Source organism: Tautonia sociabilis, from assembly GCF_003977685.1.
GTDB classification, from domain to species: Bacteria; Planctomycetota; Planctomycetia; order Isosphaerales; family Isosphaeraceae; genus Tautonia; species Tautonia sociabilis.
In genome coordinates this window covers 13,107-28,591 of the sequence record NZ_RYZH01000013.1, presented here as the reverse complement: position 1 = coordinate 28,591, position 15,485 = coordinate 13,107, and the positions used below count along the sequence as shown (strand labels likewise).

Annotated in this window: 9 protein-coding genes; 6 read left to right on the top strand and 3 right to left on the bottom strand. The window is 69.7% G+C overall.

All coding sequences use genetic code 11. From position 1 onward, the window contains the following. Nucleotides 1–94: 94 nt before the first annotated feature. The 4 genes from TsocGM_RS08380 (at nt 95) to TsocGM_RS08365 (ending at nt 5,915) form a co-directional block, all read left to right on the top strand. Nucleotides 95–1,489 (top strand): DUF58 domain-containing protein, encoded by a 1,395-nt coding sequence (locus TsocGM_RS08380; protein ID WP_126724859.1) that lies wholly within the window; start codon nt 95–97, stop codon nt 1,487–1,489. After that, nucleotides 1,486–3,807 (top strand): transglutaminase TgpA family protein, encoded by a 2,322-nt coding sequence (locus TsocGM_RS08375; RefSeq protein WP_126724858.1) that lies wholly within the window; start codon nt 1,486–1,488, stop codon nt 3,805–3,807. Before TsocGM_RS08380 ends, TsocGM_RS08375 begins: the two co-directional genes overlap by 4 nt. 372 nt (nt 3,808–4,179) lie before the next feature. Then, nucleotides 4,180–5,205 (top strand): DUF933 domain-containing protein, encoded by a 1,026-nt coding sequence (locus TsocGM_RS08370; RefSeq protein WP_126724857.1) that lies wholly within the window; start codon nt 4,180–4,182, stop codon nt 5,203–5,205. Nucleotides 5,206–5,225: 20 nt separating this feature from the next. Beyond that, a complete protein-coding gene (locus TsocGM_RS08365; RefSeq protein WP_126724856.1) occupies nt 5,226–5,915 on the top strand; it encodes a LamG domain-containing protein in 690 nt (229 codons plus the stop codon). 716 nt (nt 5,916–6,631) lie between these two features. Here the strand turns inward: TsocGM_RS08365 and TsocGM_RS08360 are convergent. Next, nucleotides 6,632–7,045 (bottom strand): hypothetical protein, encoded by a 414-nt coding sequence (locus tag TsocGM_RS08360; RefSeq protein ID WP_126724855.1) that lies wholly within the window; start codon nt 7,043–7,045, stop codon nt 6,632–6,634. A gap of 421 nt (nt 7,046–7,466) precedes the next feature. On the opposite strand from TsocGM_RS08360, the gene TsocGM_RS08355 reads away from it, so the two are divergent. Next, entirely contained in the window at nt 7,467–9,569 is a 2,103-nt protein-coding gene (locus TsocGM_RS08355; protein ID WP_126724854.1) for a carboxy terminal-processing peptidase, read from the top strand. Nucleotides 9,570–9,953: 384 nt separating this feature from the next. Beyond that, nucleotides 9,954–10,325 carry a hypothetical protein gene (locus TsocGM_RS08350; RefSeq protein ID WP_126724853.1) on the top strand — a complete coding sequence of 124 codons (372 nt, stop codon included), beginning with the start codon at nt 9,954–9,956 and terminating at the stop codon, nt 10,323–10,325. A 24-nt stretch (nt 10,326–10,349) separates the two neighbouring features. Here TsocGM_RS08350 and TsocGM_RS08345 read toward each other — a convergent pair whose 3' ends face one another. Together TsocGM_RS08345 and TsocGM_RS08340 are read right to left on the bottom strand one after the other, a co-directional pair. After that, on the bottom strand, nt 10,350–13,349 hold the full coding sequence (locus TsocGM_RS08345) for a PVC-type heme-binding CxxCH protein (protein WP_233578596.1): 3,000 nt from the start codon (nt 13,347–13,349) through the stop codon (nt 10,350–10,352). A gap of 121 nt (nt 13,350–13,470) precedes the next feature. After that, complete coding sequence (locus tag TsocGM_RS08340; protein ID WP_126724852.1) at nt 13,471–15,441, bottom strand: ABC transporter permease subunit; 1,971 nt, start codon at nt 15,439–15,441, stop codon at nt 13,471–13,473. Nucleotides 15,442–15,485: the final 44 nt, after the last annotated feature.

The window sequence follows — 15,485 nt, the reverse complement described above, 5'->3', positions numbered from 1 at the left end:
CGATTCGATTCGATCCGATTCGACCGGCGGCCCATCCGGCTCCCTTCTCCCGACGCGCACCGACGCCCCTCCCCTCGCCCCCGGGACGCTCCGCATGGCCCGAAGTCCGTTCGGCAAAATCGCCCGCGCCGCCGGGGCCGCGCTGCGGCCGAGCCAGACCCTGCGCTGGACCGTCGAGGGGGCGGGCTACATCGCCGTTTGGTTCATCCTGCTCGGCACCGGGCTGTACCAGCAGATCAACCTCGTCCTGCTGATCGCCGGCCTGGCCGCCGGACCGATCGTCGGCTCGATCTTCGTCAGCTACGCGGTGCTCCGCGGCCTGAAGGTCGTCCGCCGGGCGCCCCCCTACGTGTTCGCCGGCGCTCCGCTGGTGATCGACTACGTGCTCGAGAACCGGCACCGCTGGCGCGACGCGCTGGCCATGACCACCGTCGACCTGCTCTCCCCCGACGAGCCCGGCACCCCCTCCGCCCGGGAACTCTACCCCCGCGTCTTCTTCCCCCGGGTCGCCGCCCGGGACCGCCTCCGCCGCCCCTGGCGAGGCCAGGCCCCGGCCCGGGGACGCTACCGATACTCCAGCATCGAGCTGGTCACCCGCTCCCCCTTCGGCCTGCGCGAGCGCCGGGTCACGATCGAGGCCCCCGGCAGCCTCGTCGTCTACCCCAGCGTCGGCACCCTCACCCGACGCTGGCGGCGCGTCTTCCGAGAGGCCACCGAAACCCGCCGAGGACGACGGCACGACCGCTCCGCCCAGCAGCAGGAATACCACGGCCTGCGCGACTACCGCCCCGGCGACAGCCCCCGCTGGATCCACTGGCGCACCAGCGCCCGGGTCGGCCAGCCGATGGTCAAGGAGTTCGAGCAGCAAAGCGACCAGGACCTGGCCGTTCTGCTCGACCCCTGGCTCCCCCGCACCAAGGCCACCGCCGAGCAGCGCGAGGCCGTCGAGCGCGCGATCCGCTTCTGCGCCACCGTCTGTCTGGAGACCTGCCGCTCCTCCGGCCGACGCCTGCTCCTGGGCTGGACCGGCCCCGCTCCCGAGGTCCGCCACGGCCCGGCCTCAATCCGCCTGCTGCACGAGCTGCTCGAGGAGCTCGCCCTGCTCCGCCCCTCCCCCGAGGGGCACCTCGGCGGCCTGCTCGACGCCCTCCCCGCCTCCATGCTCCGAGACGCCATGCTCCTGGTCGTCTCCACCCGCCCGATCAACCTCGCCGAGGAATACGAACGCTCCGCCCGGCTCAACGAGTCCACCGGCCTCCGGCTCACCGGCCGAGTCCTCCAGCTCGACGCCTCCCGGGGGGACCTGGACGACTACATCCGCTTCGACGGCGGGGCCGCCGTCACCCCCACCGGCCCCCTGACCGACCGCGCTCCCGACGACGACCGCCCGCTCTCCGACTCCGACTCCGACTCCGACTCCGAAGCCAACGCCAACGCCGACACCGACTCCCCGGATGCCTCGGTCCCCTCCCGGGAGATGACGCGATGAGCTTCGCGCCGCTCTACCGCATCAGCATGTATCTGCTGATGTTCCTCGCCGCCCTGATCCTGAATATCGACTCCGACGCCGCCATCCGGGTCGGCGGCTCCTTCGTTCGTTACGCCCGCCTGTACCCGATCGTCATGGCCCTGGCCGGCGTCGTCGCCTATCTCACCGTCGATCGCCGCCGCGGCTTCGGCCTGGGTCCCGGCACCGCCAACCTGCTCGGCGTCGCCTCCCTGATCCTCGTCTACCTCGAGTACCGGCTCGACCCCAACCAGCTCGTCATCGCCTGCGGCCACTGGCTCTACTACCTCACCCTCGTCAAGATGTTCCGGCCCAAGGCCCCCGAAGACGACTGGTACCTGATCGTCCTCGGCCTGATGCAAGTGCTCGTCGGCTGCTTCCTCAGCCAAGGGGACCGCGTCGGCCTGCTTCTGGTCGCCTGGGCCATCCTGGCCATCTGGGTGCTGAGCCTCTTCTACCTGCAGCGCGAGGCGATGCGCGCCGGAGTCGAGACCGGCCCCTCCTCCCCGACTCCGGCAGCCGTCTCCGGCGGAGACGAGCCCTATCCCGGCCTCTTCGGCCTCTCCTTCTTCGTGGCCACCGCCCGGGCGGTGGCCATGACGCTGCTGCTGGGCCTGTTCATCTTCCTGATCATGCCCCGGTCCGCCTCCCGGGCCCAGCCCCCCCGAGGCTCCCTGGCCCCCCGCAACCTGACCGGCTTCAGCGAGCAGGTCACCCTCGGCCAGATGGGGGAAATCCTCGAAAACGACGCCGTCGTCTTCACCGCCGAGCTCCGCCTCGACGGCCGCCGCTACGAGCCCCAGGAGGAATTGCTCTGGCGCGGCGTCACCCTCTCCCGCTACGAGCAGTCCCGCTGGAGCCGAGACCGAGACGACGTCCAGGTCGGCTCCCCCCCCGCCTCCCGGGTTCGTCCCGAGGACCTCATCGAGCAGCACATCCACATGGAAGAGACGTCCGAGCGCGTTCTCTTCGCCCTGCGGCCGATCGCCGAGATCCGAGTCCTCCCCGAGGGCCTCATCTCCCTGAACGCCAGCGACGGTACCCTGATCCGAGAACCCGATCGCCGCGCCCGACGCCTCACCGGCGGCCCCCGCAACCTCGGCCCGCTCGATTACGTCGTCTTCTCCGAACGCACCGGCGACGACATCCCCGTCCAGCCCGGGGAAAACGATCTCCTGGCCTACTCCTACGGGGTCCGCAAGTACACCTCCCTCCCCCCCGATCTCGTCGGCCCGCTCCGCGAGATCTCCGACCGATGGGTCGCCCACCTCCCCCCCGACGACCTCGTCGCCCGCGCCCGAGCCCTGGAGTCCTACCTCCGCGATTCCGGAGAGTTCCACTACACCATCCAGATGGGCCGAGACGACCCGACCATCGACCCCAACCTCGACTTCCTGCTCAACCGCCGCCGGGGGCACTGCGAGTACTTCGCCAGCTCCCTCGCCCTGCTGCTCCGCAGCCAGGGCATCCCCTCCCGAGTCGTCAACGGCTTCAAGGGAGGAGACTGGAACGACCTCGCCCAGATGTTCACCATCCGCCAGCGACACGCCCACAGCTGGGTCGAGGCGTACGTCGGCCATACCGCCGACCGCGACCGCCTGCCCATCTGGGTGACGCTCGACCCCACCCCCCCCGCCGAGCGCAGGCTGCAGGTCGCCCAGGTCAGCCGGATGCCCCAGAGCATCCGCCAGGTTGCCGACTTCATCCGCTACATCTGGGTCTTCTACATCGCCGGCTTCAACTCCGACCGCCAGGAACAGCTCCTCTACCAGCCCATCCGAGCCCTGGTGAAGGAGGCCCGAGAGGGCTTCCGCATCATGAGAGCCGCCCTGGTCAACGCCTTCCGCTGGATGACCGACTTCCCCAGCCCGACCGCCTTCTTCAGCGTCAAGGGGTTCATCGTCTCCTCCCTCGTCATGCTCCTGACCGTCGCCGCCTCCGTCCTCTCCCGGCGCCTCTGGCGGCTGATGACCCGACGCCTCCGCCAGGGAGACGACCTCGCCGACGACTCCTCCGGCGCCCTGGCCGCCTACGTCCGCCTCGTCAAAGTCCTCGACGCCTACGGCCTCCAGCGCCCCGCCACCGAAACCCCCCGCGAGTTCGCCCGCCGTGCCTCCGTCCTGCTGGGCACCCAGGCCCGCGACGGCGACGGCCGGCCCCTCACCGACGTCCCCTCCCGAGTCGTCGAGGCCTTCTACCGAGTCCGATACGGCGCCCTCCCCCTCGCCTCCGAGGCCATCGCCGAGCTTGACGCCCAGCTCGACGCCCTCGAGGCCGGCCTCCGCCCCGCTGCCGGCTGATCGGCCTCCCTCCCGTCCAGGACGGCCCATCCCTCCTCGCCTCAGGCCGGGACCCTCGCCGGTGGCGACCTCGAAGCCACCAGCGTCGCGCCCTCCCTCCGTCGCTCCCGGCCGAGGGGCTCCCCAGTCCGGGCTCCCGCTCAATCCCCTCCAGGCGGAGGGCAACCCCCCGGACCCGCTCCCGTTCCGGAGCCTCGTCAAGAGCTCGGCCGGCCTCCTCCGCAACGGAACCGATCGGCCCCTCGCCGTCTTCCCCGGTTCCGACGGCCAGACCACCCCCTCCGGCTTCTGGTATGATGGCTCCCTCTCCCGGAGCGACCGTGCGCCGGGGCCGGACACAGCGATCGCGGAACGCCGAAGGGAACGAGTCCGATGCAAGCGGGCCTGGTCGGTTTCGCCGGGAGCGGCAAGAGCACGTTGTTCCAACTGCTGACGGGCGTCTCGCCCGACCCGGGTAAGGTCCAGCAGGGCCAGGTCGGCATCGCCGTGCTCAACGACCCGAGGATCGACGTCCTCGCCGGGATGTACAAGCCCAAGAAAGTCACCCGGGCCCACGTCGAGTTCCTCGACACTCCCGGCCTGATGCCCGGCAGCCACGGCGACAACCCCCAACGCCTCGCCCTCATCCGCAAGGGAGACGCCCTGGTCGTCGTCCTCAACGGCTTCGGCCCCGGCGCCGACCCGACCGCGGAACTCGCCCACTTCCGAGACGAGCTGGTCTTCGCCGACCTGAGCGTCCTCACCAAGCGTGCCGAAACCCTCGAGGCCCAGATCAAGAAGCCTCGCCCCGACCGGGACGCGCTGGTCAAGGAACTCGACGTCGTCCGCCGCTGCGCCGCCGCCCTGGAAGCCGGCCAGGTCCTCGCCGACCTCGACCTGACCGAGGAGGAGAAGAAGCCCATGCGCTCCTTCGGCCTGCTCACCGACAAAGCGCTCGTCGTCGTGGTCAACGCCCCCCAGGGCGAGGGGGTCCCCGACGCCATTTCCTCCTCCGCCCCGAACGCCCTGGCCATCGACGCCCAGCTCGAACTGGAACTCCAGCAGATGAGCCCCGACGAGCGCTCCTCGTTCATGGAGGAGTGGGGCATCACCGAGTTCGGCCGAGACCGCATCATCCGAGCCGCCTACGACGCCGTCGGCATCCTCACCTTCTTCACCGCCGGCGAGCCCGAGGTCCGCGGCTGGAACCTCGAGAAGGGAGGCTCCGCCGTCGACGCCGCCGGCAAGATCCACACCGACCTCGCCCGGGGCTTCATCCGAGCCGAGGTCACCGCCTTCGAGGATCTCCAGCGCGCCGGCTCCGAGAAGGAGGCCAAGGCCCAGAACCTCCAGCGTCTTGAGGGCAAGAACTACATCGTCCAGGATGGGGACGTGATGTACTTCCGCAGCAGCATCTGACCTCTCCCCGGAGCCTCCCCATGACCTCCCGCATCGCTCTCCTGCTCTTGCTGCTCGCCCCGGCTTCCGCCGTCGCCGACAACGCCGACCGCCCCGACGTCGCCGGCGACCTTCCCCTCGTCTACTCGTCCGACCGGCCCGAGTCGGACGCCGACCGCTCCGGAGCGTGGTCCTTCACCGATCCCGACGCCTGGCGCTTCCTGATCGACCAGGGGCCGCTCGTGCTGGAGCAATTCCAGGCCAGCGACTACGAACCCAAGGTCCGCTCCCCGTACAACATCGCCCTGATCGAGGATCTCGACGTCTCCGACTTCGTCCTCGACCTGGAGGTCAAGCAAACGGGACGAGACTACGGCCACCGGGACGCCTGCCTCTTCTTCGGCCACCAGGACCCGAGCCACTTCTACTACGTCCACCTCGGCAAGGAGGCCGACCCGCACGCGCACAGCATCTTCCTCGTCAACGACGAGCCTCGCGTCTCCATCGCCCAGGAACGGACCTCCGGGACCCCCTGGACCGACGACTGGCACCACGTCCGGATCGTCCGCCGGGTCGACCCCGGCACCGTCGCCGTCTACTTCGACGACATGGAGACGCCCGTCATGACCTCGACCGACACCACCTTCACCCACGGCCGGGTCGGCGTCGGCAGCTTCGACGACACCGCCATGTTCCGCCACATCCGCCTCTGGGGCCTCCTCGCCGACTGACCCTCCGGTCCGATCCCCTCAGACCAGAATCACTCCGGCTCTTGCGTCCCTCCCCCTCCCGTCCCCTCCTCCTCTCCCTCCGATTTTGTGGGCCCCCCTCCGAGTCTCCTCGATGATGACTCGGGGGGGCCGATCATCCCGGACGCCCGATCCTCCTGCTCCGCCCTCAGCCCCCCTCGACCCTCCCGATCCCGGTCGACTCCTTGGCATCCCGGAACGCAGACCCAACCGCCAACCAAGCCACCGAGAACTCACGCACGGACGCACACATCGACCCACCAATGCCAGCATCCTCGAAGGGCCGACCCTCCGCGTTCGCTGAGGACCTCCTGGTCCGTCATCGCGATCCGATCCGGGGAGAAGACCGCGCGCCCCGGGACGCGGACCGAACCCAACGGAATGGTCGCAAGTGAAGTCAGGGTAAGGAGGATCGTCGATACCCCCGCAGCGCACCGAGGCGCACCCGTCCCGGAGGATCGCGTCTCGTCGAGCGTCCGGCGCGGCCGTGCCACGCCGGTCCAGCGGCCGGCCCCGCATCAGCCGGAGGAGGGCGGCTCGCCGCGCACCCGGCGCGGCGGCCGCGCGGAACGAAGCCAACGCGATCGACCCAACTCTCTATGCCATTGCCTGATCCATCGAGGTAGGAGGCCTCGCCGGCAGCGCACCGCCCGAGATCCGACCCCGATGCCCCCCGCCCGACGACGCTCCGGGCTTGCTCAGGGCAGTCGCAGCCGGGTCCCGGCCGGGAGCGCTCGCCAGGGCTCGATCACCAGCCCGGGATTGGCGGTTTGCAACGGGCCGGCCATCTCGACCGAACCGAAGACCCGCAGTGCGAGGTCCTCAAGCGACTCCCCCGGCGCCGAATCGACGAACGCGGGGCCGACTGGCCCCAGATCGGGAGCGGGGGGAAGTCCGGGAGCCGGCACCGGGACCAGGGCCGGAGCCGGGGCGGGGGATTCCTGAGCGGCCTTCGGCCCGATCTCCGGAGGGAGCGTGCCCGGTCCTGGTCGGGAGCCGGCGGCGGCCGACTCCGACGCCGGGCCAATCCGGCCGTCCCCGACGAGGACGACCGCGGCGAGGAGAACGATGGCGAAGCTCAGCGGCATGCTGATCACGGCCTGGCGGCGCATCGGCTCGGCTCCGAGTCCGGGGCGATCGCCGCGATCAGCTCACGGCCGACGCCCCTCAACCAGGGGGGTGCCGCCCCTCCCTGAGCCCAGCCCATCGGCCCCTCCTCGCGCCGGGATTCCTCGGTTAACCATAACCCGAGTTTCGCCGGCCGTCCTCTTTCCCGCAGGCTCCCCGTTTTTTGTGTCTCGCCGCGAGCCGAGGGAGGAGGGGCCCGACCTGTCGGGAGGCGAGAAGTCTGCTCGCACAAAAACGGGTTTCCCGCGTAGAATGATGAAGCCCCAGGGAAGGTCGTCCGGCCGGACGACCCGCCCCGTCTCCTCGCCGTCGGCGTCGGCCGGAAGGCTCGCCGATCGCTCCGGCCGGGCGAGGGCCCGGCTCCGCCCCGTCCCCAAGTCTATCGATCGACCGGGAGCGCGCTTCATGCCCCGATTCTCCACGCATCGGATCAAGGGAATGGCGACGGTCCTCGGGGTCGCCGTTGGTGTGACGGCCTTGCTCGGGGCCCAGGACGCCGAGATCGAGCCCAGCCAGGCCGACCGGATCACCGCTCGGATCGTCGCCGAGCTGATCGAGCGGGCCCACCTCTCCAAGCCGAAAATCGACGACGAGATCTCGGCCAGGTGGCACAAGAAGTACATCGAGTCCCTCGACCGCGGCAAGCTGTTCTTCACCAAGGCCGACATCGAGGAGTTCGAGCCCTTCAAGGACCAGCTTGACGACCAGATCCGGCGCGGCGACCTCTCCTTCGCCCTGTTCGTCTTCGAGCGGTTCCTCACCCGCCTCGACGAGCGGTTCGAGGTCATCAACGAGCTGCTCGATGCCGGCTTCGACTTCGACGCCGAGGAAACCTACATCGACGACCCCGACGCCCTCGACTACCCCGTCGACGCCGAAGAGGCCCGGGAGCGCTGGCGCAAGGAGTTGAAGTATCAGCTGCTGGTCCAGATGCTCGGCGACACCGACTACGACGAGGCCGTCCGTCGCCTGAAGATCCGGTACAAGGACAACCTGTACCGCTACTTCCACCAGTTCGAGATGCTCGAGCTGAAGGAGTACTACCTCTCGGCTCTCTCCCAGTCGGTCGACCCGCACAGCGAGTACATGGGCTGGAAGAACCTGGAAGACATGATGAGTCAGCAGCTCCAGCTCTCGCTGGAGGGGATCGGCGCCTCCCTGACGATGGAGGACGGCCTGCCGGTCATCAAGGAGATCATCCCCGGTGGCGCCGCCGCAAAGGACGGCCGCCTGAAGCCCGAGGACAAGATCCTCGCGGTCGAGAAGGAAGACGGCGAGCTGATCGACTTCTACGAGAAGAAGATCAGCGACGTGGTCCGAGTCATCCGAGGCCCCCGGGGCACCGACGTCAAGCTCATCGTCCAGCCGGCCGGCACCAAGGCTCGGGAGACCTACGTCATCACCCGGGAGAAGATCGAACTGGCCGACCAGCACGCCAAGGGCGAGGTGATCGAAACGAAGGCTCCCGACGGCACGCCGCTGAAGATCGGCGTCATCAACCTTCCCAGTTTCTACGGTGACACCGCCGCCGTCCGCCGGGGAGACAAGGACGCCGTCTCCGCCACCGCCGACTGCCGCAGGCTGCTCGAGGAGTTCAAGGGCCAGGACGTCGATTGCGTCCTGATCGACCTCCGGGGCAACGGCGGCGGCCTGCTGCTGGAGGCGATCTCCCTGTCCGGCCTGTTCATAGACACCGGCCCGGTCGTCCGCGTCCGAGACGCCGATGGCGTCCTGCCTTACAACGACGAGGACGCCGGCACCGCCTACGACGGCCCGCTGGCCGTCCTCATCAGCCATACCAGCGCCAGCGCCTCGGAGATCTTCGCCGGCGTCATCAAGGACTACGGCCGAGGGCTGATCATCGGCGACTCCAGCACCTTCGGCAAGGGCACGGTCCAGAGCATCATCGACCTGAACAACTGGCTCAGCAACCCCGCCGGGTTCCCGAACCTCGGCGCCCTTCGGCTGACGATCCAGCAGTTCTACCGGGCCAACGGCATGAGCACCCAGGTCCGCGGCGTCACCCCCGACGTGCACATCCCCTCGGTCGCCGACCACATCCAGCAGCTCGGCGAGGGGGAAATGGACAACGCCCTGGCCTTCGACAAGATCGACGACCTGCCGCACGACCACTACAACCGAGTCCCCGCCGAGCTGGTCTCCCTGCTCACCGAACGCTCCCTCGAGCGTCGCCGAACCAGCGAGAAGTTCCAGAAGCAGTCCGAGGCGATCCAGAAGTTCATCGAGCGGCAAAACCGCAAGGAACTCCCGCTCAACAAGGAGAAGTTCTTCGCCGAGTTCCAGAAGGACGAGGACGACGAGGTCGACGAACTCATGGACCAGCCCGAAGCCATCGCCTCCGGCCGAGCCGGCGAGGAGAAGAAGGTCTGGAACACCGACTCGTTCTACAACGAGGAGGTCTTGAAGATCGTCGGCGACTACGTGACCCTCGGCGCCGAGGTGGTCGCCTCCGCTCCCGTCCGCGCCGGCGACCGCCATAACAACTGATCAAAACGCTTCGATCAGTCTAATCGCTATGTGTCCGCGCTGCGACGGCCCCGGTGGCGACCCTTGCGGGTCGCGGCCGGGGCCGTCGTCTACCCCCCGGGCCGTCGGGGGCGAAGCCGCTGGCCCCGCGGGCTGTTCTCTGGAGCCTGTCCGCCATGTCTCCCGTCGAGCCGACCGGCCCAGACCGCACTCCGGCCTCCCCTCTCCGTCGCCGCCGGCCGTCCTTCCGGCTGCGGGGCCTGCTTATGATCGTGGCCCATCCTGATCCAGGACCTCGGCCGTCCGGCCAACGCGGCCGTCATCGAGGCACTGGCCGCCCACCTCGACCGACTCGGCTGGCCCGATCGCGTCGCCAACGCCGAGAACGACCCCCGGGTCGCCGCCATGGTCGCCTCAGAGAACCAGTATCGGCTGATCCGTTCCCTCCTCGAACAGCCGGAACTGCTCGACGGGGGCCGATACTCCGCCGTCGTCGGGACCTCCACGTCCCGGACGAGCAAGCCGGGAGGATTCTGGTCGGTCGAGTTCGACGCGACCCCGGCCCCGTCGAGCGGGCTGGTCGGTGAGGTCGACCTCGACATCTCGGGAGGGGGCGGCCTCCCGACCGTCATCACCGTCCGGGGCGAGACCGGAGGGAAGACCCACTGGCTCTCCCGTTTGACCGACACGATCGACGCCGAGGGCTGGCCGTACCGGATCAATCGGGTCGGGAAGGCCGGCGACGAGGGAGTGGGGGGGGATCGGGGCGGGAGCTGATCCTCCTCCCGCCCCGACCAGGGCTCAGCCCCCCTGGAGGCTCTTGAGATAGGCGATCAGGTCGGCCATCTGCTCGACCGAAACCTCCTGCTCCAGCCCCTCGGGCATCAACGACTGCCCGGTCGAGGCCAGCTCGTCGATCTGGTCCCGAGGCACCACATCGGTCACTCCCTCAGCCCGCTTCAGGGTGATGGAGGTCGGCGACTCGGCCGCGACCTGACCGCTGAGCACCCGACCATCGACCGTGGCGACCGAGTAGTTGAGGTACTGGGTCAGGACCTCCCGGTTTGGGTCGAGGATGTGGATGATCAGGTCCTCGGGGGTCCGGTTCGTCACCGTCGCCAGGTCGGGACCGACCTCGGCGCCGACCCCTTCGGCCTTGTGGCAGGTGGCGCACACGCGACGGAAGACCTGCTGGCCCCGATCGGAGTCACCGGCCAGGGACAAGGCCTCCCGGTAGGACGCGATGACCTCCGCCCGGCTGGTCGAGCCGGTCATGCCGGCGAGCAGGCGGGCCGCCCGGCTCCGGATCGCCTCGTCTCGGGACTGGAGGAGCTGGTCGCGCCGGCTCGGGTCGAGCTGACCGGGAGGGATCGCCCCGGACTCCATCGCGTCGAGCAGGGCGAGGAGCCGGTCGGGACGGCTGAAGAGGACCTCCGTCGCCTCCCGGCGAGCGGACGGCCCGAGCCCCTTCCAGGAGGCGGTCAGCGTCGGTCCGACCTCCGGGTCGGGACGGTCCCCCAGGGTCCGGAGGGCGGCGAGCTGGACGGGGGCGGGCTGGCGGCCGTCGAGCAGGTCCGGAAGGACGTCGAATGCCAGCTCCGAAGGGGCGAGGGCCAGGAGCCGGATCGCCTCGAGCCGATCGGCGTCGTCCCCCTCTCCCCGGGCGGCCTCGGCGGCCCGCTCAAAGGTCGGCAACAGCGCCTCGCCGGTGGCACCGGCCCGGAGGAGGTCGGTCGAGGAGCCCGACCGCCGCAAGCCTTCCCCGAGGCCGATCAGAACCGCCCGGACGACACCGGGCCGAGCATCCGGCTTTGCGATCCGGGAGACGAGCGCCCCGATGCTCTCGGTCGACCCCGAGGCGCCGACCAGGACGGCCAGCTCGTTCAGCCAGTCCGCCGCCTCTTGACGATCGAGGAAGGCGGGGCGGTCGATCAGGCCGGCGAGGAGCCGGTCGGCCCGACCGGCCAGGGAGCTCATCACGGCCGCTCTGGTCCAGCGGTCGGCCGCGTCCCGCTCGACGATCTCGGTCAGCGCGGCGATCGCCTCCGGGCCCGGCACCACGCCGATCGACAGGGCGGCCTGGAAGCGGACCATCGGGTCCGGATCGCTCGCCAGGTGGAGCAGGGCGTCGCGGACCCCGGCGTCGGCACCGGCGATCGGCTCGGCCAGCTTCGCGGAAGCCTCCCGGAGGCGGGGTTCGTCATCGGTGAGGCCCAGGAGCAGGTCCTCGGGGTCCAGCGCTCCCAGGGCCGAGAGGGTCCAGAGGGCGTGCATCCGGCCCAGCGCGTTCGGGCGGGATCGGGCCAGTTCCCGGAGCGCGGGGACGACCGCGACGGCCCGGCGTTCGATCAGAAGCCGCTGGGCGGTCTCCCGCCACCAGGAGTCGGGATCGGCCAGCAGGGAGACGAGCTGGTCGCTGTCGGCGTCGCTCAGCCGGGGGGGGGCCCGCCGGGAGAATCCGGGGGGCACCAGGTTGTAGAGGCGGCCTCGGTCGTGCCCGCTGGTCAGATCCAGGTGCATCTTGATCGGTTCGGGAATCGACGCGGGGTGCTCGATCGTCTCCCGGTACATGTCGAGCACCAGCAGGGTGCCGTCCGGGGTGTTCCGGAAGTTGACGGGGCGGAACCAGTTGTCGGTGGAGGCGACGAACTCGACCCCTTCCTCGGTTCGGATCGCCCGGAAGATCGAGCCGTCGGGCACCAGTCGCTTGCGGTGGATCAGGTTTCCCCCGACATCGCCGATGAACGCGTTCCCGGAGAACTCGGGCCCGAAGGCGGAGCCCCGGTAGATGGTCACGCCGGTGGCGGAGGTGAAGAAGCCGGTGGCGACCAGCTCGGTGGGCGGCAGGCGACGGCGGTACTCCGGGTCGGCGGCCCGCTGCCGGGTGCGGACGATCCGCCAGGGTTCGGGCGGGCTGATCCGGTACACCGGAGCCGCGGCCCCCTCGGCGGCGATGTCGATGATCGGGGTGCTCGCCGCGAAGTCGGGGTTGCGGGCGAGGGCATCGGCCGGCAGGACGATCTGGCGGATGTGGTTGCTGTTGTTGCAGGTGAAGCGGTGGCCCCAATCGTCGAAGCTGTGTCCGTTCTGGCCTCCGCCGGAGGTCGGCTCGAACGCCGAGCCGTCCGGCTTGAACCGGAAGTCGCGGCGGCCGAGCGGCACGGGAGGGCGGCTCGGGTCGAGGTGGTTGACCACCTCGTCAGCGCCGTTGCTGCTGGCCGTCCCGTAGATCCAGCCGTCCGGGCCCCAGAGCAAGCCGTTGAGCAGCCCCTGGACGTTATTCGTGTTGAACCCGGAGAAGGCGACCTTGCGGATGTCGGCCTCGCCGTCGCCGTCGGTGTCCTTGGCGTAGAGGATCTCCGGGGCGACCGCGACGAAGACGCCGCCGTCGTAAGGGACGATGGCCGTGGGCCAGGACAGTCCGTCGAGGAAGGTCGTCCCGGCGTCGAAGCGGCCGTCGCCGTCGGTGTCCTCGATCAGCCGGACGCGGCCGGAAGGGACATCCTCAGGGTAGGGATAGCCGCGCATCTCGACGACGTAGAGACGGCCGTCGGCGTCGTAGCAGGCATCGACCGGGTCGGTGACCAGGGGCTCGACGGCCACGGGGACCAGTTCGAACCCGCCCTGGATGCGGAAGGTGGCGAGGGCGTCGGCCGCTTCGGTGGCGGGGAGGCGGGGGAGTTCCTTGGCGAGATCCTCGCCCTCCTGGGCGACGCAGGGGGACGCGAGCATCCCGAGGATCAGGCAGGAGTGGAGCAGGGGGGCCGGCAAGAGGAGGGCCCGGTCTGGCCGTTGCGGCATCAGTTTTCCCTCGGTCGATCGAGTCGAAGCCCCGGGGCCGGGATCGGCGATCGATCCCGGACACTCGGGGCAGGACGAGGCGGGTGGGAGGGACGATCAGGGCGAGGGCGTCGCGGCCCCGCTAGCCCTGGATCGCGTTGGTGCGGCCCAAGGCGATGTCGAAGTCGCTGACCGCCGGGATCAGCATCGAGAGCAGGGCGAACGAGTAGACCGCGAGGCTGACCAGGAAGGCCGCCCCGAAATCCCCCTGCAGGATACTGATGATGCAGTAGAAGCTCCAGAAGGGGGTGAGTAACGCCACCAGGCCGATCGCTGGCGACGGGTTCTTCGCCCCGAGCGAGCCGTACAGCGCCACGCTCCCGGCGCCGATGAACACCAGGAAGCTCAGCAGTTGTCGGGCGAACTCCTGCCGGCTCTGGATGATCAGCGCGGCGCAGAAGAGGATGCCCAGCATCAGGAAGAAGATCGTGCCCAGGCTGTTGGCCACCGCCTGCCGGCTGTTCGTGTAGGTGATCGCCGCGTGCAGCCCGAGCATCGCCGAGAAGTGGGCGAGCACGCCGAAGTTGATCAGCACGAAGACCAGCGAATCGAGCCGCACCGCCCCCGTCGCCCAGAGCGCGACCGCCAGGGCGATGGGCAAGGCCACCATCTCCTTGGCGTTGTAGAGAGCCCCGTAGAGCTTGCCGTAAATGAACTGCTTCGGAGAGAGCTCGGTGACGAGCAGCAGGTCCAGCGCGCCGCTGTCGCGCTCGCTGGTCAGGGCGGTCACCCCCTGGGCGTTGATGAGAATGAGGCTGAGCACGGCCAGCAGGGCGGGAATCGCCGCCTTGGCCCCCTCCCAGGGCCCCGACTCCGGGGTGATGCTTCCGAAGTAGGCGATCACCCCGAGGGCGAAGGTGAGGACATAGGCCCCCTTGATGATCAGCGGCTTGGTGCCGTAGGCCCGAGTCCGAAGCTCTCGCCAGAGGATCGGGTTGCTCCAGACCTGCCGATAGGGCTGGAACGTGCGGACCACTCGGCGGTGCGTCCGCCGGGGGACGTGCAGGCCGGTGGTCTCTCGTCGGGAGAAGGAGACGGGGTGGGGTCGCCCGGCGGAGTCGCCGGAGTCGCCGGCCCCCTCGTCGGGGCCGACGGCCGAGAAGCTGACCGACCGGGAGGGATCGTCTCCCCGGGCCTCGGCGACGTGAGCGGCGATGGTCGCCCCGACCACGGCCGGCTCGGGCCGGGCAAGTTCTTCCTCGCTGACCTCATAGATCTGCTCGACGACCTCGGCCTCACCCTGCCCCTCGCGCTGCTCCCTCGGCTCATTCTTGCCGGGGTTCCAGACCCGAAGCTTGACGATGGAGAACAGGACCAGTAGGACCGAGGCCCCCAGGTAGATCCCCGTGAAGACCAGGCTGGCGGCGCCGAGCGGCCCGACCAGGCGGTCGGGGCGGGGGCGGATCGCCTCCCCCGCCGCCTGGAACGGGCTGAGGGAGGTCGCCAGCACGTTCGACTCGGGGAGGACTCGGGCCACAGCTTCTCCGAGGAAGAGGACAAGCACCATCAGCAGGACGGTCAGGGCGATCGACTGGAAGGTCCGGTCGCGCCAAAGCGCCACGACCATGCCCAGCGCCCCGCCGAAGATGCCGGCCGCGAAGGTGACGAGGAACAGGTCGATCACCTGCCCGAAGGAGACGCCTCCCAGCAGCAGGCACAGGAAGAAGACCGGCAGCGAGGTCAGCAGCAGGGTCAGGATCTGCAGCAGGCTGGCGAGCAGCTTGCCGACAACGATCTCGACATCCCTCAGGTCGGTCATCAGCAGCAGGACGAAGGTCCGGCGGTCCTTCTCATGAGCCACGGCGGTGGCCGAGGCGATGGGGGCGAAGAAGAGCATCAGCGTGAGCTGGATGTAGGCGAAGAACGAGAACAGGATCGCCCCGAACCGGGAGAGGATGCTGATCGCATTGCCCTCGTCCCAGCCGACCAGCACCTGCCAGACCGTCAGCATCACGATGAGCAGCCCGCCGGCGTAGGACGCCCGGGCGGCGTAGTACCGGGGCGGCCGGGGAGCGGTCAGGAGTTCCCGGGCGATGATTGGTCCGGCGAACAACGCGTCGTCCTCCTCGGGGTGGGCGTCGGGGTCGCATCGATCCC

What these genes read in the sequence shown, in the direction of transcription:
- TsocGM_RS08380 (WP_126724859.1), top strand. Translation starts at nt 95, where the DNA reads ATGGCCCGAAGTCCGTTCGGCAAAATCGCCCGCGCCGCCGGGGCCGCG.
- TsocGM_RS08375 (WP_126724858.1), top strand. Translation starts at nt 1,486, where the DNA reads ATGAGCTTCGCGCCGCTCTACCGCATCAGCATGTATCTGCTGATGTTC.
- TsocGM_RS08370 (WP_126724857.1), top strand. Translation starts at nt 4,180, where the DNA reads ATGCAAGCGGGCCTGGTCGGTTTCGCCGGGAGCGGCAAGAGCACGTTG.
- TsocGM_RS08365 (WP_126724856.1), top strand. Translation starts at nt 5,226, where the DNA reads ATGACCTCCCGCATCGCTCTCCTGCTCTTGCTGCTCGCCCCGGCTTCC.
- TsocGM_RS08360 (WP_126724855.1), bottom strand. Translation starts at nt 7,045, where the DNA reads ATGCGCCGCCAGGCCGTGATCAGCATGCCGCTGAGCTTCGCCATCGTT.
- TsocGM_RS08355 (WP_126724854.1), top strand. Translation starts at nt 7,467, where the DNA reads ATGCCCCGATTCTCCACGCATCGGATCAAGGGAATGGCGACGGTCCTC.
- TsocGM_RS08350 (WP_126724853.1), top strand. Translation starts at nt 9,954, where the DNA reads ATGGTCGCCTCAGAGAACCAGTATCGGCTGATCCGTTCCCTCCTCGAA.
- TsocGM_RS08345 (WP_233578596.1), bottom strand. Translation starts at nt 13,349, where the DNA reads ATGCCGCAACGGCCAGACCGGGCCCTCCTCTTGCCGGCCCCCCTGCTC.